This is a genomic window from Rothia sp. HMSC065G12 (assembly GCF_001811455.1).
Lineage (GTDB): Bacteria > Actinomycetota > Actinomycetes > Actinomycetales > Micrococcaceae > Rothia > Rothia dentocariosa.
The window spans coordinates 54,117-75,419 of the sequence record NZ_KV804796.1 but is presented as its reverse complement, the minus strand read 5'-3'; the positions used below and the strand labels follow the sequence as shown (position 1 = coordinate 75,419).

The window sequence follows — 21,303 nt, the reverse complement described above, 5'->3', positions numbered from 1 at the left end:
ACGTTTAAGGATCTAAACCAGATGAATACGGTGCACGCACATATATGCTGCTTGAGGTAATGTTCGATAACCGGACGTGGATTGTTGATGCGGGTTTCGGCGGACTGTGCCCCAGCACCCCGCCTAGAAGACCAGAGTATGCAGAGCAACGCCCACGGTGACTGCCTCATCACACCGCACGACGGGCGATACATTGTCAGTGCACGTATAGACGGTGAGCAGTGGATGATGTACAACTTTTGACCGTCTGCCGCAGCGCCGTCTCGACCTAGAAGGCGGCCACCGCGGGGTTATTTACCGTAAGCGGTAATTTTAAGGTCTCTTGCTATAGCGTATATACGGCGGTATTCTGTACCCTGTCCGGGTTGGAATACCGCCTATTCGTTTCCACATGGTGGAGAGCATACCGGAATAAAGTCCGTTTCATGTCAAGAAACGGGCTGATTCACAGCGTAGCAGCCCTGTACTGTGGAACAAGCGGCTGGAATACAGCCAGCCGTTCTCGTGGTGTTGAGTTTAAGGAGTGAATTACAGTGAATATTCTTTTGATCGACGGCGGTAAAGCATTTGGACACTCGGCGGGTCGCCTGAACCACACCCTGCATCAAACAGCCCGTGATACGTTATCGGCGCTCGGTCATCATGTGCGAGAAACTGTGATTGACGACGGGTACGATATTCACCAGGAAGTAGAAAAATTCCAGTGGATGGATGCGGTCATCTGGCAGATGCCCGGTTGGTGGATGCATGAGCCGTGGACCGTGAAAAAATATATGGACGAGGTGTTTACCACCGGCGCGGGCACCCTGTACGCTAATGACGGTCGCAGCAGCGCCAACCCCACTGAAGGATACGGCACGGGCGGTCTTCTTCAGGGGCGGCGGCATATGCTGTCGCTGACATGGAACGCGCCTCGCGAAGCTTTTATCCGGGAGGGTGACTTCTTCGAGGGAGTCGGGGTAGATGCCCTCTACATGCATTTTCATAAAGCCAATGAGTTCTTGGGGACTACCCAATTACCCACCTTTATTTGCAATGATGTGATTAAAAATCCGCAGGTCGAACAGTATATCGCTGACTATACTGCCCACCTCAACGAGGTCTTCGGTCGGGCGTAAGGGTTTAAGCCTGCATACCCTCATAAGCATTAGGGAGGGCGGCATCACGTGAAAGCTGACCGCATAGAATCGGATGCAGATTTCTCTATCGCATCATGTCATCACCAGGAAGGTAGTTAAGATTATGGCTGCTGAAAACAATGAACGTTATCTGCGTGGGAAAGAGGTACTTGCCCGGGTAGAGCAGAACCCTCACGGATCTATTCTTGATAGCTTAGCTTCTTTTTCGCCTGACTTAGAACGGTTTGTCGTGGAGTTTGGGTATGCAGATGTTTTTGATCGGGAAGGTTTATCCGATCAGGCCCGCCAGCTCATCACCATATCTGCTCTGGCCGCACTTGGGAATGCAGCTCCGCAGCTGGAATTCCACATTAATGGTGCCCTCAATGTGGGCTGTTCTCCTGAACAGATTATCGAGACTTTTATCCATGTGACCATATACGCTGGTTTCCCCGCTGCATTAAATGCCGTCTCTGTTGCCCGTAAGGTTTTCACCGAACGCGGTATTGACGTGAACTTAGATACGCATAGCACCGAGCCTGACAAGCGTTTCGAGGTAGGCTCTTCGTATCTTGAGCGTGTAGATGGAGCTGGTGGCGAGGCTGTGGTTGAATCGCTTCAAGATATTGCACCAGATTTAGGCCGCTACATTGTCGAGTACTCATTTGGCGATGTTTATTCTCGACCCGGGCTGAGCCTGTGGGAACGCGAACTGGTCTCTGTGGCTGCGTGCAGCGCTTTAGGAACGTGCGTGCCTCAGCTGCATGTTCATATCAACGGCTTCTTGAATGTAGGCGGCACTCAAGACGAACTTGTGGAACTGATGATTCAGATAGCGGTCTATGCAGGATTCCCCGCCGCCCTAAATGCTATCGCCAGTTTGCGGAAAGTATTAACGGAGAATAATGCATAATGACGATGCGCGCGAAGTGGTGAAACCAGGGGTTTAAAGGTGGCTCTGTTCGCAGGTCGGCGCATAAAAATATACGGGTGGCTCCCTGAAAATATGTCAGGGAGCCACCCGTATATTCTTATCAAGTTATATAGCTATTCGGCTATATGTACTACTCAAACCTTATTTTGTGGGGTACGAAGGTGCTTCTTCGCCAGCCATGCGTTCGAGCACGCGTACTACCTGGCAGGAGTAACCGAACTCGTTGTCGTACCAGACGTACAGGATGGCTGAGTCGTCGGTGACGACGGTGGCAAGCGCATCCACGACACCTGCGTTACGGGAACCCACAAAGTCGGTGGAGACGGCCTCATGCGAATCGGAGTAACCGATCTGGCGGCGAAGCTCACCGTTGAGGGCAACCTGGCGGAAGACCTCGTTCAGCTCATCCTTAGAACCGGCGGGCTTAGCCAGCTTCACGTTCAGAATAGCCATCGAAACGTCCGGGGTGGGAACGCGAATAGCGTTACCGGTCAGCTTGCCCTCCAACTGGGGGAGTGCCTTAGAAACAGCACGTGCCGCGCCGGTTTCGGTAATCACCATGTTCAGCACCGCCGAACGGCCGCGACGATCACCCTTGTGGAAGTTATCGATCAGGTTCTGATCATTCGTGAAAGCGTGCACGGTCTCCACGTGACCGCGTTCCACACCGTACACGTCATCAAGAACCTTCAGCGCGGGGGTAATCGCGTTGGTCGTGCAGGATGCCGCCGAAAGAATCTTATCGTCGTCGGTAATGATGCTATCGTTCACGCCGAAGACAATATTCTTCATATCGCCCTTACCGGGAGCGGTCAGCAGAACGCGGGAAATACCGGGGCGCTCAAGGTGCTGGGTCAGCCCCGGAACATCGCGCCAGCGGCCGGTGTTATCGACCAGAAGCGCATCCTCAATACCGTACTCGGTGTAATCCACAGTGGTCGGATCTGACGAATAGATGAAACGCACCGGCAGACCGTTAGCAATAATGGTGTCGTTCTCGGCATCTACCTTAATCGTGCCCTTGAACGGACCGTGCACCGAATCGCGCGCCAGCAAAGAAGCACGCTTCTCAAGATCGTTCTCGGTATTCTTGCGCACCACCACCGCACGCAGACGCAGGTTTGCCCCCAGCGATGAGGAACGCTCCAGCAGAATACGCGCCAACAGACGGCCAATGCGCCCGAAACCATAGAGCACCACATCCTGCTGCTTAACGGTCTCGCCCTTCTTACCAACCGATGCGCCAACCTGCTCGGGCAACCACATGGAGAAGTCGGGGGAGCCCGCATCAACATGCTGGCGATGCAGAGCCGCAATGTTGATCGAGCAGGGACCAAGGTTAAGGTCAAAAAGTGCCTGAACCAGCTCTAGCGTATGCTCGGGGTTCAGCGGGGTTCCATCAACCTTCGCGGCACCATCATGCAGGCGCAACAGCTGAATAACGGACTTATTAACCAGGCTGCGACCGTGAATATTAAGAACTACACCGTTCTCGCGGTTTAGCTTACCGATGAGGGGAATCATCTCTTCGGCCTGGGTTTCGCGGGCAATCCACTGCTCGTGAGTGTTTTCGGGAGTCGTCACTCTTGACCTTCTTCCTCAATGGACGTCTTCGTCGGAATTTGTTGTTCGCGCCGATGCGCATGCCCAGCTTATCGGGCAGCACGCAACCGACTCTGCTTTAAGTCTAACCTCTGCGGCGAATGGTTTTATTCCCTCACGCCGTCGAATCTGTGAAATCTAGCACGCTTTGCACAATGCACTACGCCCGAAGCCAATAAAGCCCACACAAGCCCTCACACAAGAAGCGAAAACAACGGGGATAACACACAGAAACACACTCCACCGCGAGGCAACCTTGAGTAGAATTGAGACATGTTAACTGTCATCGGTGAAGCACTCGTAGACGTCGTCCACAGCAACGATGCCCCCATGCACGCCTACCCCGGCGGATCTCCCCTCAACGTCGCCGTAGGCGCCGCGCGTCTAGGGCACAAGACCCGGTTTATCGGCCACTACGGAACCGACGAACACGGCGCCAGCATCGCCGCGCACCTGAGCGCATCCAAAGTGCAGGTACCCTTCGAGCCGCGCGCCGCACGAACCTCAACCGCGCAGGCGTATATTGGGGAAGACGGCGCGGCACGCTACGAATTCGATATCGACTGGAGCCTCGACAGCTACGCCGACGACATTCTAGCCCTAGCCCCCAGCTGCGAAGCGCTGCACACCGGCTCTATCGGGGCGATGCTCGAACCGGGCGCCCACGTGGTTGCTCAAGCACTCACGGCGGCACGCGAAAGCGCCCTCATCAGCTACGATCCAAACTGCCGCCCCACCATTATTAGCGACCGTGCCCTCGCCCAGAGCTGGGCAGAAAAATTTGCTGCGCTCGCGTCGGTGGTGAAGGCAAGTGACGAAGACCTGATGTGGCTATATCCTGACCGTTCCCTTGCAGAAACCGCGCATGCCTGGCTCGACCTCGGTGTAGAGCTGATGGTGATAACCCGCGGTGAAGGCGGGCCGATCGCCTACACCCGTGCATACCCCAACGGGATTGAAGAACCGGCCTATCGTGTGGAGGTTGCAGATACTGTAGGCGCGGGCGATTCGCTCATGGCGGCGCTGATCGCCGCACTCCTCGACAGAGGCATCAGCGGTGCCCAAGCACGCGCCAAACTTGCCGCGCTCACCCGCGAAGATATTCAAAATCTGCTACGATTCTCCGCAACGGCGGCGGGAATTACCGTCTCGCGTTCCGGAGCGAACCCGCCCACCCGCGAAGAACTTAACGCCGTACTCAACGGCTAAGTCAGCTACCCGACTAAACGAGGAGGACTACCGTGACTAACAACCTCGGCACCGCACCCCTGCCGCGTGAACCCTACGCTGGGCTGCCCGACCTGCCGCTCTTCAACCTGACCTCTACCGACCTTGAAAACGGCGCCGCCGCGCCCACCGCCATGCTCTCGGCGCTCTTTGGCGTGCCCGGCGGGCAGGATCAGTCTCCGCAGCTGAGCTGGTCGGGATTCCCCGAAGAGACAAAATCCTTCGTTGTCACCTGCTACGACCCGGATGCGCCCACCCCCAGCGGCTTCTGGCATTGGACCGTATCAAACATCCCCGCATCGGTCACCGCGCTTGAGACCAACGCGGGCGCTATCGTCGGCGGTCAGGGTGGCGCGGCGCTTCCCGCCGGGGCGATAGCGCATCGCAACGACGCCGGGACCCCCGGATTCGTGGGTGCTGCACCTCCAGCAGGGCACGGGCCGCACCGCTACATATTCTGCGTGACTGCCGTGGACGTACCCGAACTTGAAGTAGACGAGAACACCTCACCTGCCGTGGTGAACTTCAACCTCTTCTTCCACGGCATCGCGCGCGCCTTCTTAACCGTCACCTACGCAGAACCGGCGGCTTAGGCGCTTATTCTCGCATGATTAAGCTCATCGCCAGCGATCTGGACGGCACACTCATCGGGCCTGATTTTCGTTTTCGCCCCCGCACCCTGCACGCCCTAGAGGCGGCGCGTGCGGTGGGCATCGACATCGTGTTCGTGACCGGGCGCCCGAGCCGTTGGCTTACCCCGCTGCGGGAACAAACCGATTTTGACTCCTACGCCATTTGCTCGAACGGTGCCGTGGTGTATCATCTGGGCGCCAACGAAGTAGAGGCGGTTAACGGCGCCGAACCCGCCGTGATCGAGCGTGCCCACACTCGGCTTGAGCCGATATTCCCCGAGGTCACCTATATTCTCGAAACCGTAGATACCGTCTACATTCAGGGTCCGCACGACGGGGGAGACGTGCTTGAGGGCGCTCGCGTGGTTGAATCCTCTATAGCGGAGGCATTCGTGGCGCTCGGCGATACTCCAATCATTAAATATTTGGTTCGGGTGCCTGGTATGGACCCCGATATTCTGCATGTGCGTGTAGCGCAGACCGTGGGTGAGCTGGTGTCGGTCACGCGCGGGGTTGTGGGCGAGCCGCTGATCGAGATGGGCTCGAAGACCGTGAATAAGGGGCGCACTCTCGCCCAATTTGCCGCAAGACACGGTATTGAGGCGCATGAGGTGATGGCTTTTGGCGATATGCCTAACGATGCCGAAATGCTGTGCTGGGCGGGTCACGGGTATGCGATGGCATCCGGCGAGCCTGCGCTGATTAAGAAGGTGGGGCGCACCTGCCCGCCCTTCGGGGAAGACGGCGTAGCGCAGGTGATTGAGGCGATGCTTCGGGGGCGCGGTGAGGCACAGTACCGAGCGATGTAGCCTCGCGACTGCATGCCATGCGGCCTCATTCAAATCCTCATCTAAATTTTTGCCTCTCATCTAAAAATTTTTGGATGAGAGGCGCATTTTTTGGATGAGGGAGCCGTCGAAAGTACGTACTGGGTATAAAACGGTCGTCTATATAGAAATAATTCTTTCTATTATTGCCTATACTAGAAGTAGTTATTTCTATATGAGGGTATGGAGATTATGGCGTATATTCCCACCAAGGTGCGCCGAGCCGCGCGGACGATAGGCGAGCAGCTGCGCATCCAACGCAAACTGATGGGTCTAACTGCGCAGATGGTTGCGGAACGTGCAGACATTACGACCGTGACCCTGCGGCGCATTGAGCAGGGCGAATCGGTGCGTACCGACGTGCTTTTCCGTGTGCTGCGGGTGCTCGGCATGCTGGATGCGGTCGTCACCGCTACCGATCCGTATCTCACGGATGTCGGCCGCCTGCGTGCCAGCGAAAAACTACCTAAGTCGGTGCGCATCCCCAAAAGCGAAATGGGCTGGTAACTATGAGTGAAACAGTGCAGGTTACGACAGTGGCAGGCGACCGTGAGGTAATCGCTGGTCGTCTTTTCATCAACCGTGGAACCGGAGTATTTCACTACGATGCAGCATATCTAGCGAACCCTGCCGCCTACGCTCTTGCCCCATCGCTCCCTCTTGTTGCTGGCGCACAGCCCCTTGATGGGTTGGGCGGGCTGAGCGATTCTGTCCCTGACAGGTGGGGACGTAAACTCTTGCAGCGTGCACGAAAACGCACCTCGCTCAGTGAGTTCGACTATCTTCTGGGGGTAGATGATGCCGGGCGGCAGGGGTCTTTACGATATTGGATAGACGATACCCCGTTAAGCTCCGATGGTACGGGTATACCCCATGAGCTGGATTTGCCCGAACTACTGACGACAGCGAATGCTATAGAGCTTGATCCGTCTGCTGTAGATGATATTCAGGCGCGTCGCCTTTTCCGTGCTACCGGCTCGCTCGGCGGCGCTCGCCCAAAGGCAAATGTGCTGATCAACGGCGAGTTGTGGCTCGCAAAGTTTCCTAAGCCTGTGGGTGATGAGTGGGATCTCATGGGGTGGGAGTACACTCTCAACCGCCTGGGCGCCGATCTGGGTATTATCGTGCCGCAAGCGCGCCTGCTGAAAATTACCGATATTAATGGTGAAGATCGGCATATCTATGTGGCGCGTCGTTTTGACCGCCTGCAGGACAGTCGGCAGCGCATCCCCTATATTTCTGCGATGACGGCACTGGAAGCGTCCGACGGCGATGGCGGGGACTGGGTCGATGTGGTGGAATATGCCCGAGAAGAAGGCGCAGATACCGAGCAGCTGTGGAAGCGCGCTATGCTTGGGGTGCTTGTGGGGAATACCGACGACCATTTGCGTAACCACGGGTTTTTGCGGTTTGGGCGTGAATGGGGAATAGCCCCGTGTTTCGATATGAATCCAACCCCTGACGGTGATACCCATCAGCTGGCTCTCTTCGGCGATCCCTCATATGAACCTTCTGCGCTTGTCTCTAAAGATTCGCTTTCTCTTTTTGGAGTATCTGAGCAGGATGCGCACGGCTGGCTGCGAACCGTAGCTCCTCTGCTGGAACGTGCCCCGGAACGCGCTCGCGGCTATGGGGTGGATGCGCCCAGCGCCTCTGTGATGCGCCCACGTTTTGAGCGTGCAACACAAGCAGTGCGGGAACTGAGGGATTAGAAGTTTATGATAAGCGGTGTATTTCAGAGAATTATTTAGCGATAAAAATACAGAAATAAAAAGTATAGCCCAGTGAAAATACGTTTAATTATTAAGTATATTTGACATTTATATCCAAGTATAAATTATTTATCAGTGCGCATTTATCAATGCCCAAGAGCTGCCCCGTCGTATTAGCGGTTTTGCTGATTATCTCCCGCGTCAATCCTTTTAAAGAAGGAATAGTAAATGATTTGAACAAAAACGATCAGCATGATGATGAGGATTATTGGAACCGTTATATATTCGATTTTCATGTGCCGATCCAGCACATCCACGCCGAAGGTGATAATCAGAAAGACCATGAGGTAGTTCGATTTCGTCTTCATCTTTCCCACTCTAACATTGCCGAGTGCAAGAATTCTTGCACCTATCAGCTTTATAAAGCCATATAAAGTTGATAGGGTGGTGTGTACAAGGGAAGGAGTGCATCATGCCTAAGAGTTTAGCGACCGAAGAGTTCATCACAGGTGTTCTGCACGATACTGAGCGGCGCATCCGTGAACAGATCGATCGGGGTGAAATCACTCCCACCGCCGAGTCTATGCAGGAGCTCTCGAACGCGCTCTCGCATACGGTTGAGGTGCGCAAGGGCGCGCGGGGATCTGGGAAGTATATTGGCAAGGTGAAGGATAGCCGCAGCACCCGCGAATACCTTGGCGGCATCAGTCTGCAGGCCCTCAACGATAGGGTGCGCAAGAACAATATTCTGCGCCTCAAAAACAAGGCGGGACGTAACGGGTATCCGGTTTTTCAGTTCAAAGACGGGGCAGTGGATCCGCAGGTTCGGCAGGTTATTAAAACCCTATTAGACGGAAAACTGACTGAGTGGGAAGTTGCTTTTTGGCTCGCTATGCCGTCGAATTTCTTTGATGGCCGCCCCGCAGCTGAGTACATGAAGGATTCCGAAGATAACTTCAAATTTGTGCTGGCATGTGCAGTTCAGGATGCTGCTAACCGGAGGGCAAACTACTGATATTTCTTGATGGGACAAAAGCGGGAGCGTTTTCTTCATTCGGGAGCACTTTAACCGCTCCCGAATGAAGAAAACGCTCCCGGAACTCAAGGGATTGTGGGCAAGCCCAGCAGTTAGTGTCCCAGCTCGTCGTGGTCCCTGTCAGTGAAGGGTTCCAGCGGGTCGCCCGCCGCCCTGGTGTATTTGACGATGAACGTCATCAGGTGGAACACAATCAAGGTCGCCGCCGTGCCGAGTGCAATACCCGCGAACGACAAGCCCGAGAACTCCCAGGTGTAATCTGCGATGCCCACAATCAGCGCCACAGCGGCGGTCGTCAAGTTAATCTGGTTTGAGAAATCCACGCGGTTCTCGCTCCAAATACGCACGCCGAGCATCCCGATCATGCCGTAGAGCACGGTTGCGGCACCTCCAAGAACACCCGCCGGGACGGTCGCAATTGCCGCGCCAAACGCCGGGAAAAGCGAGAGAGCGATCGCGAAAATCGCAGCCACCCAGTATGCCGCCGTCGAATACACCTTGGTTGCCGCCATGACACCGATATTCTCGGCGTAGGTGGTCGTACCGGAACCGCCGCCAAAACCGGCGACGGTGGTCGCTAAACCGTCTGCCATGAGCGCGCGACCCGAGTACTCATCCAGGTTCTCGCCCGTCATGAGCGCCACCGACTTCACGTGTCCAATATTCTCGGCAACCAGCACCAGAATCACGGGAATAAACAGCCCGGCAAGCTCCCAGTGGAACTCGGGGCTCTGAAAATGCGGCAGTCCGATAATGCCCTGCTGCTGCACGGTCTTTTCGATGGTCGAGAAGTCTACCTCGCCGCGCACAACCGCAGTCACATACCCGATAATCACGCCCAACAGAATCGAGAGGCGACCAATAATACCCTTGAACAGCACCGAAATCAGGATAATCGAGATAAGGGTTACGAGTGCGGTGATGGGCGCCTTCATGAAGTTTGTTTTCGCGCTCGGTGCCAGGTTGAAGCCGATGAGTGCCACGATCGCGCCGGTCACCACGGGCGGCATGAGCTTCGTCAGCCAGCCGGTACCCGCAAACTGCACAATAACACCCACCAGGAAGAGCGACAGACCCGCCATGACGATGCCGCCGAGCGCACCCGCCGGGCCGTGCTGGTTTGTCGCCGCCGCCAGGGGTGCGATAAACGCAAAGGAAGAACCCAGATAAGAAGGCACACGCCCGCGTGTGATGAGCAGGAACAAAACGGTGCCCAGGCCCGAGAAGAACAGCGTGGTTGCGGGTGGGAACCCGGTCAGCAGCGGGACGAGGAAGGTCGCGCCGAACATCGCCACCACATGCTGGGCGCCGATGCCGATCGTAATAGGCCAGGCGAGGCGTTCGCTCGGCGCCACGACCGAGCCGGGTTTAATACTTCTGCCGTCGCCGTGCAGACGCCAGCCGAAACCGGATTTCTGTGTGCTCATGGGATGCGATCTCCAGGTGAAGGTGAGGACAAAATTCCCAGTAATTTTACACCTGTTGAGCCTGGTGTGCGCATTGTAAAAAGGCTCTTTATTTGAATAAAGAGTGTTTTTTGCCGCTTTATTCAAATAAAGAGCCTTTTTAGGGTTGGGGGAGGCGGTGGCAGGTTGCCGCTACAGTGCCGCCTGCAAATCCTCTAAGTGGTCGTACTTTGAGAGCTCGAAACGCAGATGTCCCTCAGTCGGCGACTGCACCGGCAGGAAAGAAGCCTCACGTAAACGCCGCGCAGTCGGCGAGGAAGCAACGTAACCGGCGCCTCCAACAACCTGCAATTCAAAATGCGTAGCAATCGTTGCCAGATGCGAAACACCTAGACGCAAGCTCAACAAATCGCGACGCTCGGCACGCTGCGGCTCACGCGCCAAACGCACCAGCTCATCGCGCAAGCTCTCGTACTCGCCTACAATCAGCGGGAACTCAGAACTGAAAATACCCTGCGAAGCCTCAAGATGCTTCGAAGCCTCCACCAGCGCACCGGCGGCAAGACCCAAGCAGAATGCGGACTGCACCAGCAAGAACGGCGCGGTCACATCGTTAAGGAAGCCCTCAAAATTATCGGTCAGAATATCCTCGGTCGGCACAAAAACATCCTCAAAAATGATCGTGCCAGACTCGGTTCCGTTGAGCGCCAGCAGGTTACGGTGATATACAACCTTCAACCCCGGAGCATCCTGACGAACCGTCACAATATACCGGTTCGGATGCCCCTCCTGCGCATTCTGCACTGCTACCGGCAGCACAATCACGCCGCCCGGGTACAGGTTAGAAGCCCACGACACCGTGCCGTTGAGCTTCACACCGCCCTCTACCAAAGTGCCCAAAACCTTGATCGGCGCAAGCCCCGAAGCCTCCTTATACGCCGCCGCCATCGCGCTTGTACCGCTCGTCGTGGCCTCAGCCAAACCCTCGGGCAGCTCACGGTTCACCGCATCAAAGAACGCAATCGTAGAACGATGAGCCCACAGCGAGAACCCGGTTGTCGCATCCTGCGAAGCAAGGTCAAAAGCAACCGAAACCTGCGGAAGCAAAGACCCGGTGCGCCCCAGAGTTAGCAGACCATCCTTCGCAATCTCGCGTAGATTCTCAAACGGGGAACGCTCACCGGCATCGACGGCATCAGCGTGTTCGGCGGCAAGCGCAAGCACGCGCTCGCGCTGAGGATAATCCTCAAGAGGTTCAAGAGTGAATTCAGACATGGTAGAGAGCTCCTATATGCAATGTGCAGGTGTGCTTATGCGTGTAGCTTGAAGAGACGGTCGATAGGGGTGCTCACGGCTTTGCGGGCGCGAAGTACCGCATCCTCATCGGGGGCGTCGTAGAAGCACAGGCACTTAGCGGTATCCTCACGCACGTAGGTGCGCAGGAAGGAAACCTCGGGCACCTCGGCGTATTTGGGCGCGTTCGCCTTCTTGCGGGTCAGGTACTGCTCCATCGTGATTTCGGCGGGAATATCCCACTCGACCAGGTAGTCTGCATCTTTCTTGAGCTTCTTGATGTCGTCGAGTTCTGCGCCCACCAAGCGAACCTCGTCGGGGCCAACCACGGATGCGCGCTCGCCAATGGCCGCGGTGAGGGCGGGTGCGAACGCGGTGTTTTCAGATTCGATGATAGCGAAGATCAGCTTGTGATCGGCGGAAACCTGAGTTTCGATGAGCTCCGCGCCCTCGCTCAGGGAATTGGAAACGGTTTCGATGAGTGCGGTTGCCTCGTCCTTGGATGCGGTTGCTGGGGTCAGCTCGATCAGGTACAGGGCCATGTCTGTTTTCTCCTTAGATAGGACGTTGTCTTTTACCTGCCTGTACGGCGGGTCTGGCATATACCCTAAACCGGTCGCGGGCGCGGCGCATAATGTTTTTCGCTATGAGTCCTAAAACGAAGATTTAAGAACCCTTCACCCGTCACATGAAGTAATGCGGAGACACAAAACGTCATGTTACAGCGGTGACGGGAATATGTATACGGCGTCTAATGTTCGGGGCGGGTTTAAGATGCTGACGGTTAGGATACGCAGCGAGCAAAACCTGACTTTTGGTAGCGTAAACACCTGACTTTTGGTAGCGTAACTGGCTGACTTTTGGTAGCGTAGAATGCCTCTATTTACTATCTGACTAGTGAAAATACGTGTTTTGTCAGATCTGCTGATGAGGGGCTTATTCTGCCCTTATGCCCCTGCTGGCTAAATAGCGTGCAGTAGCTTGCCCTAGCGAGAAATGAGACCTCTATTTTCTCAATAGTATTCTTAATGAGAAAATAGAGGTTCAAATTCTCATTAACTGCCCGTACTTACCTCATTTTTTAGGGCATTCCCTATCATGCAGCAGAAAGGAGCGTGGGGTATGCCAGCCATCTCATGGGCTTCTCTTGATTGGGAACAGCAGCCTCTGTGGCAGCATCGTGACCCACTCGCATCCCGTCGTGCTCGTCAGCGGAACACTGGCGAGTTTAAAAGTGCCGTTACACCGCGCATCGCCGAGCAAACACCTCAGCTTTCCCCGCAGCTACATACTCTGGTGCAGGACTGCACGCGCACGATTACTCGCTTCGACGAGCAGCATGCGGCGTTAGGTGGTGTGCCATTTGCGGCGGTGCTTTTGCGGGGTGAATCGGCATCAAGTTCGCAGATTGAAAACCTGACGGTTTCAGCACGTAGGTTATCGTTGGCGGTGGTGGGCGCTTCCAGCTCTGCCGTGGGGCATAATGCCGAGTTGGTGGCACGCAATGTTCGCGCCATGCAGGCAGCTTTAGGGGCGGCAGAGAGCCTGACCATTGAATCTATCGTGCATATGCACCATGAATTGACGGCTGGCACCCTAGATGACGCCGGGAAATTCCGCCAACAGTGGGTGTGGGTTGGCGGGCAGTCGCCTGTAACAGCAGATTATGTGGCACCGCACTGGAAGCTAGTACCCGCCGCCATGAATGACCTCGTTGAATTTATGGCGCGTCGTGATCTTGACCCGCTGGTGCAGGCTGCCATCGCTCATGCACAATTTGAGACTATTCACCCTTTTACTGATGGGAATGGGCGTACCGGTCGGGCGCTTATTTCGGCTTTGCTCATGGCCCGTGGAGTCACCGAACATGTTGTGCTGCCAATTTCTTCGGGGCTTCTGCATGACGTCGCAGACTATATTGCGGCGCTTACCGCATACCGCGCTGGAGATATAGAGCCTATGATCCGGTGCTTTATTCAAGCTTCAAATGCTGCCGTCGAGAACGCTCGTATCTTGGCAGAGGACATCTCCGGATTACGCGATAAAATTATGGGAACAGCACGTCGAACAACATCCGCTTTGAAGGCGGTCGCCGATTTTTGCTGCACCGAACCGGCTTTTACGGTACAGATGGTGGAGCAGAATACGTCTGTGGCACCGGCAACGATATACCGCATCATCGCAACCCTTGAGAAAGCGGGGGTGATACGCCGTGAGAAAACCTTTGTTGCGGGTCAGCGCGTATGGACGGTTCCTCACCTTAACGATGCGCTTGACGCATTTGCGGCGCGTGCCGGGCGGCGCATCCAGGCTTAATAATCATGTTGTGAAAGGCTCTATGCCCCTCCTGGAATATAACGTAGGCGGCATATACCCAAGTCAAACCTAAGACGTTAAAACTAGTGGGTGCATCTTCAAGCGTTGAAGATACACCCACCGCTATATATGCCTAAAACGGAATACTACTTCACATCGCGCATAAGTTTCTGGATGGGCGCACGGCAGAGGAAGAGGACGATACCAGCAATAACCGAGACGGCACCCACCCACATAAAGTAAGAAGCCTCAGTGTCTTGGCTGTAGAACTGTGCGCACCAGCCCGCGAATGCGGTACCCATCGCCAGCGAGGTCCAGTAAAGCGCCATCATGTTCACCTTATAGGCTTCGGGCGCGAGCCTGGTGGTCAGCGCCATGCCCGTGGGCGAAATCGTAAGCTCGGCAACAGTGAAGATGAACATGATGATAACCATCCAGTAGACCGCCACGCGAGAGACACCCACCTGCGTGAGGAAAACCCAGTATGCCGGGCCGATAATCACGAGCGCGAGTGAGAACTTGGTGGTTGTGCGCGGCTGCCGATCGCCCAATTTCGTCCACATGGCGGCGAACCCCGCCCCCAGAAGAATCACGAAAATAGGGGCAAGGGAATTGACGAGGGTCGGAGGAAGATCCATGCCCAGAATATGCCAGTCGAGTCGCTCATCAGAATAGATGGGAATGACCGTGAACTGCTGCTGGTAGAGCGCCCAGAAAATAGCGTTGGCAATCCAGAGGGGAATAAACGCCCACACCCGCGAGCGTTCGGTGTTGGTTACGTTCTTGGCGGTGAGCAACTGAATAAAGAGAGCTATGGCCCCGATGCCGACGGCGCTTACCACCCACGTGGCGAGGTTGCCTGTAGTCATCCAGCCCATCATGACCAGCAGGAATGTTATGAGAGCTACACCCGCCAGAACACCGGCTAAAATACCGTTCTGACGTGGGGTGAAAGGAACGGTTACCTCGTGCACCGATTCGGGCAGGTTCTTGCGGGTGAGCGCATACTGAATAAGCCCGGCCGCCATGCCGATAGCCGCGATTCCGAAGCCGAAGTGAAAGCCTAGCCAACCCCATCCCCAGCCGGTCAGTGCCGGACCTAAAAGCGCACCGATGTTGATGCCGATATAGAAAAGCGTGAACCCCGCTTCGCGTTTGGGGTCGTCTTTGCTGTAGAGCGAACCGACCAGAACCGAGGCGCTGCTTTTGAGACACCCTGAACCGATCGCGACCAGAAGAAGACCGGTGATCACACCAGCGGCACCGGGCATGACCGCAAGAACAATGTGCCCCGCCATAATACCTATAGCGGAATAAAAGAGGGTACGTTCGGGGCCTAAAACACGGTCGCCCAAAATACCGCCGAGGATCGCCATGAGATAAACGGTTGCACCGTACGCTCCCATAGCGCCGGTGGCTGCTTCTTTGGGGATCCCTAATCCGCCGTCTTCGATAGAGTGGTACAGGTAGTAGAGGGCAAGAGCCTGCATCCCATAGAATGAGAACCGTTCCCACATTTCCACGGTGAAAAGATTGGCGAGCATCGGCGGATGCCCAAAGAATGTTCGCGGCTTCTGCGCCGCTGGTTGTGTGGCTACCATAAAGCCTCCCAAGAATACACAGACCGGAAGTGTTCTAGGTTATATTTCCTTAGTCTATACCTATGAAGTGCATATGTATACAGAAGCTTGTGCAGAAATTAGGCATAAATTCCGATTTACTCTGCATGAAATCTCATGCCGAAAGGTGGGGGTGGGGTGTATTGCGTGCACGCGCGCGTGCCTTATGACCTCAAAATTTTGTAGAGTTGATAATGTATCTCACGAGACTACAGAGGAGAATCCATGAATAACGTACCCCAGGTAACCCCTGCCGATGTTCCTGCCGATGCCAAGATTATTGATGTGCGCGAAGACTACGAATGGGAAGGCGGCCACGTTGCTGGTGCCCAGCACATCACCCTAGGAACGCTGACCGAGCGACTTTCAGAGCTACCCAGCAAAGATGAAGAATTCTATGTGATCTGTCACGGCGGCGGGCGTTCAAACCGTGCGGCTGAATACCTGCGCCAGAACGGATACCAGGCGAAAAATATTGCTGGCGGAACAAGTGCTTGGTTCACCGCAAAGTTGCCCATGGAAAGCGAAAACGGGCAGGAACCTGCCGTCGTTCACTAATGACGCTATACCCTAAAAATTTGGAATATATCCGGTTTGACTAGTGTATATAGCCAAAACGACATATAAAGATGCGGCACCCCAGCCCCCGAAATGGCTGCTGGTGCCGCATCCTTTGTATTCGGGTCGAAGCCACACTGCTCAAGACCGACGGCAACGCACTCTACAATAGGAAACGTGATTCTTCAGCCCGATCAATACCCAACGCTGCACGTGCGCGCCCTCGACTTTGCGATCATGCCCGAGGCCGCATACCCCGTGATCGCTGCGGACGCTCGGTACGCCTATTGGCTTGATTCCGCACGAGAAGAATCGCCTATGTCTCGCGTCTCGTATGTGGGCGTCGTCCCGCATTGGGCGGCTGTGCTGCGCATCGAAAACGCATGCGAGGCAAAAAACACGACTCCTTGGGATGCCCTCGATACTGCGCTTGCCAGTATGCCTGAACCCGATGACATTGCCGAGCTGCCCGAAGGTTTGCGCGGTGGTTACGTGGGTTATTTCGGGTATGAGGCGCGCGCCGCCCTGCACCCCGGGCGTATCGGATACACGCCCCGGCACACGGCGCAAACCCCGGATTCTCTCTGGATGCCCGCCGTGCGATACCTGGCCTATGAACATGAAACCCGTCGCGCGTGGCTGCTTGGCGACGAACCCTGGATTGAGGAAATCGAGCCGCGTTTGCGCGAATTGGCGCGGGATTCTTGGCGTGAGATACCGGGTGATAACGCACATGACGGCGATAAACCATTGATCCAGCATGTGGAGCATCTACTTTTTGACGCCCCGGATTGTGAAAGCTATTGCGCAGATATTGAGCGCGCACAATGGCATATTTACGAGGGGAATAGTTATGAGGTGTGCCTGAGCGCCGAAAGTACCGCGCGGGTAGAACATCCTCTCACGCCAGATCAGCTTTTTGAGCTGTACCGCACTCAGCGCAGGCACAATCCCGCACCCTATGCCGCCTATTTGCGGTGCGGCGATTTCTCTGTGCTTTCTTCGTCTCCTGAGCGTTTTCTGATGGTTGATACGCACGGAAACGCCGAAACGAAGCCGATTAAAGGGACGTGCCCGCGCGGTGCGAATCCTCAGGATGACGCCGCCGCGGCTCACTGGCTGCAGCACGATGCGAAAACCCGCGCCGAGAACCTGATGATCGTCGATCTTTTGCGCAACGACCTCTCGACGGTGAGTGACCCCGCGAGTGTGCAGGTTCCTGTACTCATGGGTGTGGAAAGTTATGCAACGGTGCATCAGCTTGTTTCGACCGTCACTGCGCGCCTTAAGCCCGAAATGTCCGCAGTGCATGCCAGCGCGGCCTGCTTCCCTGGCGGATCTATGACCGGCGCGCCTAAGCCCTCAACAATGAATATTATTGAGGATCTGGAGGCGCGCCCCCGCGGCGTATACTCGGGTGCTCTCGGATTCTTCTCGGCGGATGGCGGTGCCAATCTCTCTATTGTTATACGTACCTTGGTTGCGCACGATAACGGGCTTATAACCCTCGCCGCCGGCGGCGCTATTGTCGCCGATTCAGACCCGAACGCCGAGTATGAAGAAATGCTGACGAAACTACGTGCGGCGCTTCCGCCGAGTGTGGGGCGCGTCGTTGAAAAGGACGTGAGTAAGCAGAGCGCCACCGCGGCGACCGACCGAGAAAACTCAGGGGTATCATGAATTTTGTCTTCGATATCGACGGCACCACTAGCTTTAACGGCATGGTGATCGAACCCGCCATTGAGCGCGAAATTTATGCGCTGCTGCAGGCGGACCACCGCGTGGTTTTTGCCTCTGCCCGACCGGTGCGCGATATTCTGCCCATGCTCTCTGATGATGTGCGCGCGCATAGCGGGCTGGCGCTGATCGGCGCGAACGGTTCACTGCTGTACCGGGACGGGCAGCTGCGTGCGCGGGAACACCTAGATGCGCATAGTTATGCGAAAATTCGGGACATTATCGAACATCACGGGCTGCACTATATCGTGGACTCCCTGGATTCTTACGCCTTTGATTTGCCCGATGCGCATGTGCTCGTGGAACGGCTAAACCCCGAGGGAACCGACCGCCTAGTTTCCTTGAAAGACCTGGAGAATCCGGTCAAAATAATTCTGCTTGACATCAATAATCCGCATCTTTACGCCGAGCTTGAAAAGACTATCGCGAGCCTAAACCTGCATGTGACTAAGCATCAGGACGCCACCACGAGTATTGATCTGGCGCCCGGGGGAGTGCATAAAGTTTCGACTCTTCCGCAGGCGCTTGGCGCGCGTCCGGGCGAAAAACCCGACCCTTATATTGCGTTTGGCAACGATATGAACGATGCAGGGCTGCTTGAGGGTGCTCAGTATGCGGTTGCGGTGGGCTCGCATGAGGCCCTGCTGCCGCTCGCAGATCTGACGGTGGACCCGCATCCGGATGCAGTCGCCGCCGCCATCCGCGTACTCGCCTCCTCGTCCGCCTTGTAAAAAGGCTCTTTATTTATATCAAGCGGATTTTAACGCTTTATTCACTATCAAGGCTCTTTTGACGCGGAATGTTCGGTGCAGTCTGAAATCCGACGAATCATCGCAGAATACCCCTATTTCACATAATTTCGGCTATGCTCTAGAGGTGGTTTCACAAAACCATCTTTCCGCACACAATATTTGAAGGAGCATCACCGATGAGTGAAAACATTACGTCCGGTCAAGAAAAACCGCAGAATTCCCCGTCTGTTCAGCAAACTTCTTCTCAGCAACCTATGATGCAGCCCGCACCGACAGCTTACGCCGCTGCACCTTCAATACCAGCCACTCGCCCCAAAATTACGGCGTTGGCTATGACCGCTTTTATAGTCAGTCTGGCGTGCGCGCTCTTACGCCTCGTTGAGTTCGGTACCATGAGGTCTGCCATGAGCTCTCTGCAGACTGTGGCTGCGATGAATGGCGGGCAGTCACTCAGAAACTACAATACTCTAGAATCGTTTGTGTCCTTTATTTCTCTTCCGCTGTTCCTCAGCATTATTCTGTACATCCTGTTCGGTGTTTTCATCTACCGAGGATACAACTGGTCGCGTATCGTCATGACCGTTATTGCTGTTTTGGCCCTTGCCGGTATTGTTTTGCACATGTTTATCACATCGGCGGCTTTGAGCGGCATGAATGAAGAGAGGTCATCGCTCGCGCCCGGTTTTACGTCTTCCCTTTCCACGCTCATTGTGATCTACGTGGTGTTGTTTATTGCTAACGTTGCCCTGATTGTTTTCTTGTGGCTGCCCGGGACCAACAGGTTTATGCGTGACTCCAAGGCGTACCGTCTGGCACAGAATCCGATGGCCCAGCCCACAGTCGTACAGGCGCAGCCCGTTCAGCCCCAGGCGCCGTACCAGAACTAACCTGCATATTTAGGGCAGTAGGTGCTAAAAAGGCTCTTTATGTGAATAAAGAGCCTTTTTTACGCGGCAGAGAGCCGGGACGCACCCCTAAGGCACCTAAGGTATAGCCCTGGACACCCACCGCCAGCCCGTACCCGGGGTAACCCGCTAAACTTGAAATATGACTAAACTATCCGAAACCCTGCCCATCGAAGAAGCCCGCGAACGTCTGCGCCAGCTCATCTCCGAGCTTGCCGTGGTGCGCGGTAAAGTGACTCTTGCTTCCGGGAAAGAAGCCGACTACTACGTCGACTTGCGCCGTATTACCCTGCATCACGAAGCGTCGCGCCTGGTCGGTCAGGTGATGCTCGATCTGCTCGACCGCAACGGTATCGAGTTTGAGGCCGCCGGTGGTCTAACGATGGGCGCCGACCCCGTTGGTTCCGCAATTATGCGCGCGGCGGGCGATCAAGATCGTGCTATCGATTCGTTTGTGGTGCGTAAGGCGCAAAAGTCCTACGGCATGGGTCGCCAGGTTGAGGGGCCCAGCGTTGAGGGTCGCCGCGTGGTTGCTGTCGAAGATACTTCCACCACCGGCGGGTCCGCGTTAACCGCCGTGGATGCGCTGCGCACAGCGGGCGCCGAGGTCGTCGCCGTCGCCGTCATCGTAGACCGTGCAACCGGGGCGAAAGAACATATCGAAGAGATTGCCGGGGTTCCCTGCTTCTACGCCTACTCCAAGGATGATTTAGGGCTCGACTAGGGACTTTGTAGATGCCCGCGCGTGCTGGCAACCAGTGGCGTGCGGGCATCGCCGCACCGCCCACCCCAGACTCCTTCGCCGCGCATCCGGCACTATATGTACGCGCCATCAGAAAGAAACCATGAGTTCCCCAAGCCATCAGACCCCCCTTGACCCCTCAGATCCCGGGCAGGATTCCTGTGTGAACGAATCTGCAGAGCCGCAGGGTACACCGCAAGAGTACCCCGAAAGCGAGACTTTCGGAACGCCCCGGTTTGAGGTTGGCGTCGGTCCTTGGGAGGGCGAGCGGCCCGAAGGCGAGCATTGGGATGAACAGCTTCTGCGCGAGGGCGACCGCCGCAATGTGGTGGATAAGTACCGTTACTGGAGCATGGAGGCGATTATCGCCGACCTTGACACGCGCCGCCATGATTTTCACGTCGCGATCGAGAACTGGCAGCACGATCTGAATATCGGTACCGTGGTGCGCACCGCGAATGCCTTTTTGGCGAAGGAAGTGCACATTATTGGTAAGAAACGCTGGAACCGACGCGGTGCGATGGTGACCGACCGGTATCAGCATGTGCGGCATCACCCCACGATTGAGGACTTTGTGGCGTGGGCGCAGGGCGAGGGGCTGGACATTATCGGCATCGATATTTTTCCGGATTCGGTGCCGCTTGAAACCTATGATTTGCCGAAGAACTGTGTGCTGGTCTTTGGGCAGGAAGGCCCAGGGTTATCGGAGGAAATTCACGCCGCCGCGCGCGATACGCTCTCGATCGAGCAATTCGGTTCAACCCGCTCGATGAACGCGGCAACCGCCGCTGGGATCGCGATGCACGCCTGGGTGCGCCGCCACGTTTTCGGACAGAAACCTTAAAACAAATACACCGCGAGCAGGTAGGATTTTGCCGAAAAGGTAG

At 55.7% G+C, this 21,303-nt stretch carries 21 protein-coding genes and 1 pseudogene; 16 read left to right on the top strand and 6 right to left on the bottom strand.

Translation table 11 applies throughout. From position 1 onward, the window contains the following. Positions 1-38: 38 nt before the first annotated feature. The 3 genes and pseudogenes from HMPREF2804_RS11435 to HMPREF2804_RS01050 form a co-directional block, all read left to right on the top strand. Positions 39-161 (top strand): annotated as a pseudogene (locus HMPREF2804_RS11435) (hypothetical protein); the annotation flags it as partial. 372 nt (positions 162-533) lie between these two features. Further along, entirely contained in the window at positions 534-1,118 is a 585-nt protein-coding gene (locus HMPREF2804_RS01055) for an NAD(P)H-dependent oxidoreductase (protein ID WP_013398083.1), read from the top strand. 124 nt (positions 1,119-1,242) lie between these two features. Further along, complete coding sequence (locus tag HMPREF2804_RS01050) at positions 1,243-2,031, top strand: carboxymuconolactone decarboxylase family protein (protein ID WP_048755382.1); 789 nt, start codon at positions 1,243-1,245, stop codon at positions 2,029-2,031. A 162-nt stretch (positions 2,032-2,193) separates the two neighbouring features. On the opposite strand, the gene HMPREF2804_RS01045 is transcribed toward HMPREF2804_RS01050, so the two are convergent. Then, a complete protein-coding gene (locus tag HMPREF2804_RS01045) occupies positions 2,194-3,636 on the bottom strand; it encodes a glyceraldehyde-3-phosphate dehydrogenase (RefSeq protein ID WP_048755381.1) in 1,443 nt (480 codons plus the stop codon). Positions 3,637-3,927: 291 nt separating this feature from the next. Between HMPREF2804_RS01045 and HMPREF2804_RS01040 the strand changes: the two genes are divergently transcribed. The 5 genes from HMPREF2804_RS01040 to HMPREF2804_RS01020 all read left to right on the top strand — a co-directional run bounded on the left by HMPREF2804_RS01040 (position 3,928) and on the right by HMPREF2804_RS01020 (position 8,052). Then, positions 3,928-4,863: a carbohydrate kinase family protein gene (locus HMPREF2804_RS01040; protein WP_070534644.1), complete on the top strand. Its 936-nt coding sequence runs from the start codon at positions 3,928-3,930 to the stop codon at positions 4,861-4,863. 32 nt (positions 4,864-4,895) lie between these two features. Further along, the gene (locus HMPREF2804_RS01035) at positions 4,896-5,474 is read left to right on the top strand and encodes a YbhB/YbcL family Raf kinase inhibitor-like protein (protein WP_080972601.1); all 579 of its coding nucleotides are present in this window, start codon (positions 4,896-4,898) and stop codon (positions 5,472-5,474) included. Positions 5,475-5,488: 14 nt separating this feature from the next. Further along, a complete protein-coding gene (locus HMPREF2804_RS01030; protein ID WP_070534646.1) occupies positions 5,489-6,322 on the top strand; it encodes an HAD-IIB family hydrolase in 834 nt (277 codons plus the stop codon). A 210-nt stretch (positions 6,323-6,532) separates the two neighbouring features. Further along, positions 6,533-6,847, top strand: coding sequence for a helix-turn-helix domain-containing protein (locus HMPREF2804_RS01025; protein ID WP_004005858.1), 315 nt, complete (start codon positions 6,533-6,535; stop codon positions 6,845-6,847). A 2-nt stretch (positions 6,848-6,849) separates the two neighbouring features. Further along, on the top strand, positions 6,850-8,052 hold the full coding sequence (locus tag HMPREF2804_RS01020) for a type II toxin-antitoxin system HipA family toxin (protein WP_070626952.1): 1,203 nt from the start codon (positions 6,850-6,852) through the stop codon (positions 8,050-8,052). A 173-nt stretch (positions 8,053-8,225) separates the two neighbouring features. On the opposite strand, the gene HMPREF2804_RS01015 is transcribed toward HMPREF2804_RS01020, so the two are convergent. Further along, the gene (locus HMPREF2804_RS01015) at positions 8,226-8,420 is read right to left on the bottom strand and encodes a hypothetical protein (protein WP_070626951.1); all 195 of its coding nucleotides are present in this window, start codon (positions 8,418-8,420) and stop codon (positions 8,226-8,228) included. A 104-nt stretch (positions 8,421-8,524) separates the two neighbouring features. Between HMPREF2804_RS01015 and HMPREF2804_RS01010 the strand changes: the two genes are divergently transcribed. Beyond that, entirely contained in the window at positions 8,525-9,067 is a 543-nt protein-coding gene (locus tag HMPREF2804_RS01010) for an XRE family transcriptional regulator (protein WP_070626950.1), read from the top strand. A 113-nt stretch (positions 9,068-9,180) separates the two neighbouring features. Here HMPREF2804_RS01010 and HMPREF2804_RS01005 read toward each other — a convergent pair whose 3' ends face one another. The 3 genes from HMPREF2804_RS01005 to HMPREF2804_RS00995 all read right to left on the bottom strand — a co-directional run bounded on the left by HMPREF2804_RS01005 (position 9,181) and on the right by HMPREF2804_RS00995 (position 12,329). Then, positions 9,181-10,515, bottom strand: a complete 1,335-nt coding sequence (locus HMPREF2804_RS01005) for a uracil-xanthine permease family protein (RefSeq protein ID WP_070626949.1) — start codon at positions 10,513-10,515, stop codon at positions 9,181-9,183. Between the two features lie 171 nt (positions 10,516-10,686). Next, positions 10,687-11,769: an acyl-CoA dehydrogenase family protein gene (locus HMPREF2804_RS01000; RefSeq protein WP_004005854.1), complete on the bottom strand. Its 1,083-nt coding sequence runs from the start codon at positions 11,767-11,769 to the stop codon at positions 10,687-10,689. 35 nt (positions 11,770-11,804) lie between these two features. Beyond that, the gene (locus HMPREF2804_RS00995) at positions 11,805-12,329 is read right to left on the bottom strand and encodes a DUF4242 domain-containing protein (RefSeq protein WP_004005853.1); all 525 of its coding nucleotides are present in this window, start codon (positions 12,327-12,329) and stop codon (positions 11,805-11,807) included. Between the two features lie 580 nt (positions 12,330-12,909). Here HMPREF2804_RS00995 and HMPREF2804_RS00990 point away from each other — a divergent pair. Continuing rightward, positions 12,910-14,103: a Fic family protein gene (locus tag HMPREF2804_RS00990; RefSeq protein ID WP_070626948.1), complete on the top strand. Its 1,194-nt coding sequence runs from the start codon at positions 12,910-12,912 to the stop codon at positions 14,101-14,103. Between the two features lie 146 nt (positions 14,104-14,249). On the opposite strand, the gene HMPREF2804_RS00985 is transcribed toward HMPREF2804_RS00990, so the two are convergent. Next, positions 14,250-15,704, bottom strand: a complete 1,455-nt coding sequence (locus tag HMPREF2804_RS00985; RefSeq protein WP_070626947.1) for a peptide MFS transporter — start codon at positions 15,702-15,704, stop codon at positions 14,250-14,252. A gap of 243 nt (positions 15,705-15,947) precedes the next feature. Between HMPREF2804_RS00985 and HMPREF2804_RS00980 the strand changes: the two genes are divergently transcribed. The 6 genes from HMPREF2804_RS00980 (at position 15,948) to HMPREF2804_RS00955 (ending at position 21,260) form a co-directional block, all read left to right on the top strand. Further along, positions 15,948-16,280 (top strand): rhodanese-like domain-containing protein, encoded by a 333-nt coding sequence (locus HMPREF2804_RS00980; RefSeq protein ID WP_070626946.1) that lies wholly within the window; start codon positions 15,948-15,950, stop codon positions 16,278-16,280. 177 nt (positions 16,281-16,457) lie between these two features. Beyond that, complete coding sequence (locus tag HMPREF2804_RS00975; protein WP_070626945.1) at positions 16,458-17,960, top strand: anthranilate synthase component I family protein; 1,503 nt, start codon at positions 16,458-16,460, stop codon at positions 17,958-17,960. Continuing rightward, positions 17,957-18,748 (top strand): HAD-IIB family hydrolase, encoded by a 792-nt coding sequence (locus tag HMPREF2804_RS00970; RefSeq protein WP_070626944.1) that lies wholly within the window; start codon positions 17,957-17,959, stop codon positions 18,746-18,748. Before HMPREF2804_RS00975 ends, HMPREF2804_RS00970 begins: the two co-directional genes overlap by 4 nt. A gap of 197 nt (positions 18,749-18,945) precedes the next feature. Beyond that, on the top strand, positions 18,946-19,656 hold the full coding sequence (locus HMPREF2804_RS00965; protein ID WP_070626943.1) for a C4-dicarboxylate ABC transporter permease: 711 nt from the start codon (positions 18,946-18,948) through the stop codon (positions 19,654-19,656). A 160-nt stretch (positions 19,657-19,816) separates the two neighbouring features. Continuing rightward, the gene (gene pyrE / locus HMPREF2804_RS00960; RefSeq protein ID WP_048753550.1) at positions 19,817-20,398 is read left to right on the top strand and encodes an orotate phosphoribosyltransferase; all 582 of its coding nucleotides are present in this window, start codon (positions 19,817-19,819) and stop codon (positions 20,396-20,398) included. 121 nt (positions 20,399-20,519) lie between these two features. After that, complete coding sequence (locus tag HMPREF2804_RS00955; RefSeq protein ID WP_048755368.1) at positions 20,520-21,260, top strand: TrmH family RNA methyltransferase; 741 nt, start codon at positions 20,520-20,522, stop codon at positions 21,258-21,260. Positions 21,261-21,303: the final 43 nt, after the last annotated feature.

Bases quoted from the DNA above. Each gene is read 5' to 3' on its own strand.
- HMPREF2804_RS01050 (WP_048755382.1), top strand. From the start codon at position 1,243: ATGGCTGCTGAAAACAATGAACGTTATCTGCGTGGGAAAGAGGTACTT.
- HMPREF2804_RS01040 (WP_070534644.1), top strand. From the start codon at position 3,928: ATGTTAACTGTCATCGGTGAAGCACTCGTAGACGTCGTCCACAGCAAC.
- HMPREF2804_RS01030 (WP_070534646.1), top strand. From the start codon at position 5,489: ATGATTAAGCTCATCGCCAGCGATCTGGACGGCACACTCATCGGGCCT.
- HMPREF2804_RS01025 (WP_004005858.1), top strand. From the start codon at position 6,533: ATGGCGTATATTCCCACCAAGGTGCGCCGAGCCGCGCGGACGATAGGC.
- HMPREF2804_RS01020 (WP_070626952.1), top strand. From the start codon at position 6,850: ATGAGTGAAACAGTGCAGGTTACGACAGTGGCAGGCGACCGTGAGGTA.
- HMPREF2804_RS01015 (WP_070626951.1), bottom strand. From the start codon at position 8,420: ATGAAGACGAAATCGAACTACCTCATGGTCTTTCTGATTATCACCTTC.
- HMPREF2804_RS01010 (WP_070626950.1), top strand. From the start codon at position 8,525: ATGCCTAAGAGTTTAGCGACCGAAGAGTTCATCACAGGTGTTCTGCAC.
- HMPREF2804_RS01005 (WP_070626949.1), bottom strand. From the start codon at position 10,515: ATGAGCACACAGAAATCCGGTTTCGGCTGGCGTCTGCACGGCGACGGC.
- HMPREF2804_RS01000 (WP_004005854.1), bottom strand. From the start codon at position 11,769: ATGTCTGAATTCACTCTTGAACCTCTTGAGGATTATCCTCAGCGCGAG.
- HMPREF2804_RS00995 (WP_004005853.1), bottom strand. From the start codon at position 12,329: ATGGCCCTGTACCTGATCGAGCTGACCCCAGCAACCGCATCCAAGGAC.
- HMPREF2804_RS00990 (WP_070626948.1), top strand. From the start codon at position 12,910: ATGCCAGCCATCTCATGGGCTTCTCTTGATTGGGAACAGCAGCCTCTG.
- HMPREF2804_RS00985 (WP_070626947.1), bottom strand. From the start codon at position 15,704: ATGGTAGCCACACAACCAGCGGCGCAGAAGCCGCGAACATTCTTTGGG.
- HMPREF2804_RS00980 (WP_070626946.1), top strand. From the start codon at position 15,948: ATGAATAACGTACCCCAGGTAACCCCTGCCGATGTTCCTGCCGATGCC.
- HMPREF2804_RS00970 (WP_070626944.1), top strand. From the start codon at position 17,957: ATGAATTTTGTCTTCGATATCGACGGCACCACTAGCTTTAACGGCATG.
- HMPREF2804_RS00965 (WP_070626943.1), top strand. From the start codon at position 18,946: ATGAGTGAAAACATTACGTCCGGTCAAGAAAAACCGCAGAATTCCCCG.
- pyrE (WP_048753550.1), top strand. From the start codon at position 19,817: ATGACTAAACTATCCGAAACCCTGCCCATCGAAGAAGCCCGCGAACGT.
- HMPREF2804_RS00955 (WP_048755368.1), top strand. From the start codon at position 20,520: ATGAGTTCCCCAAGCCATCAGACCCCCCTTGACCCCTCAGATCCCGGG.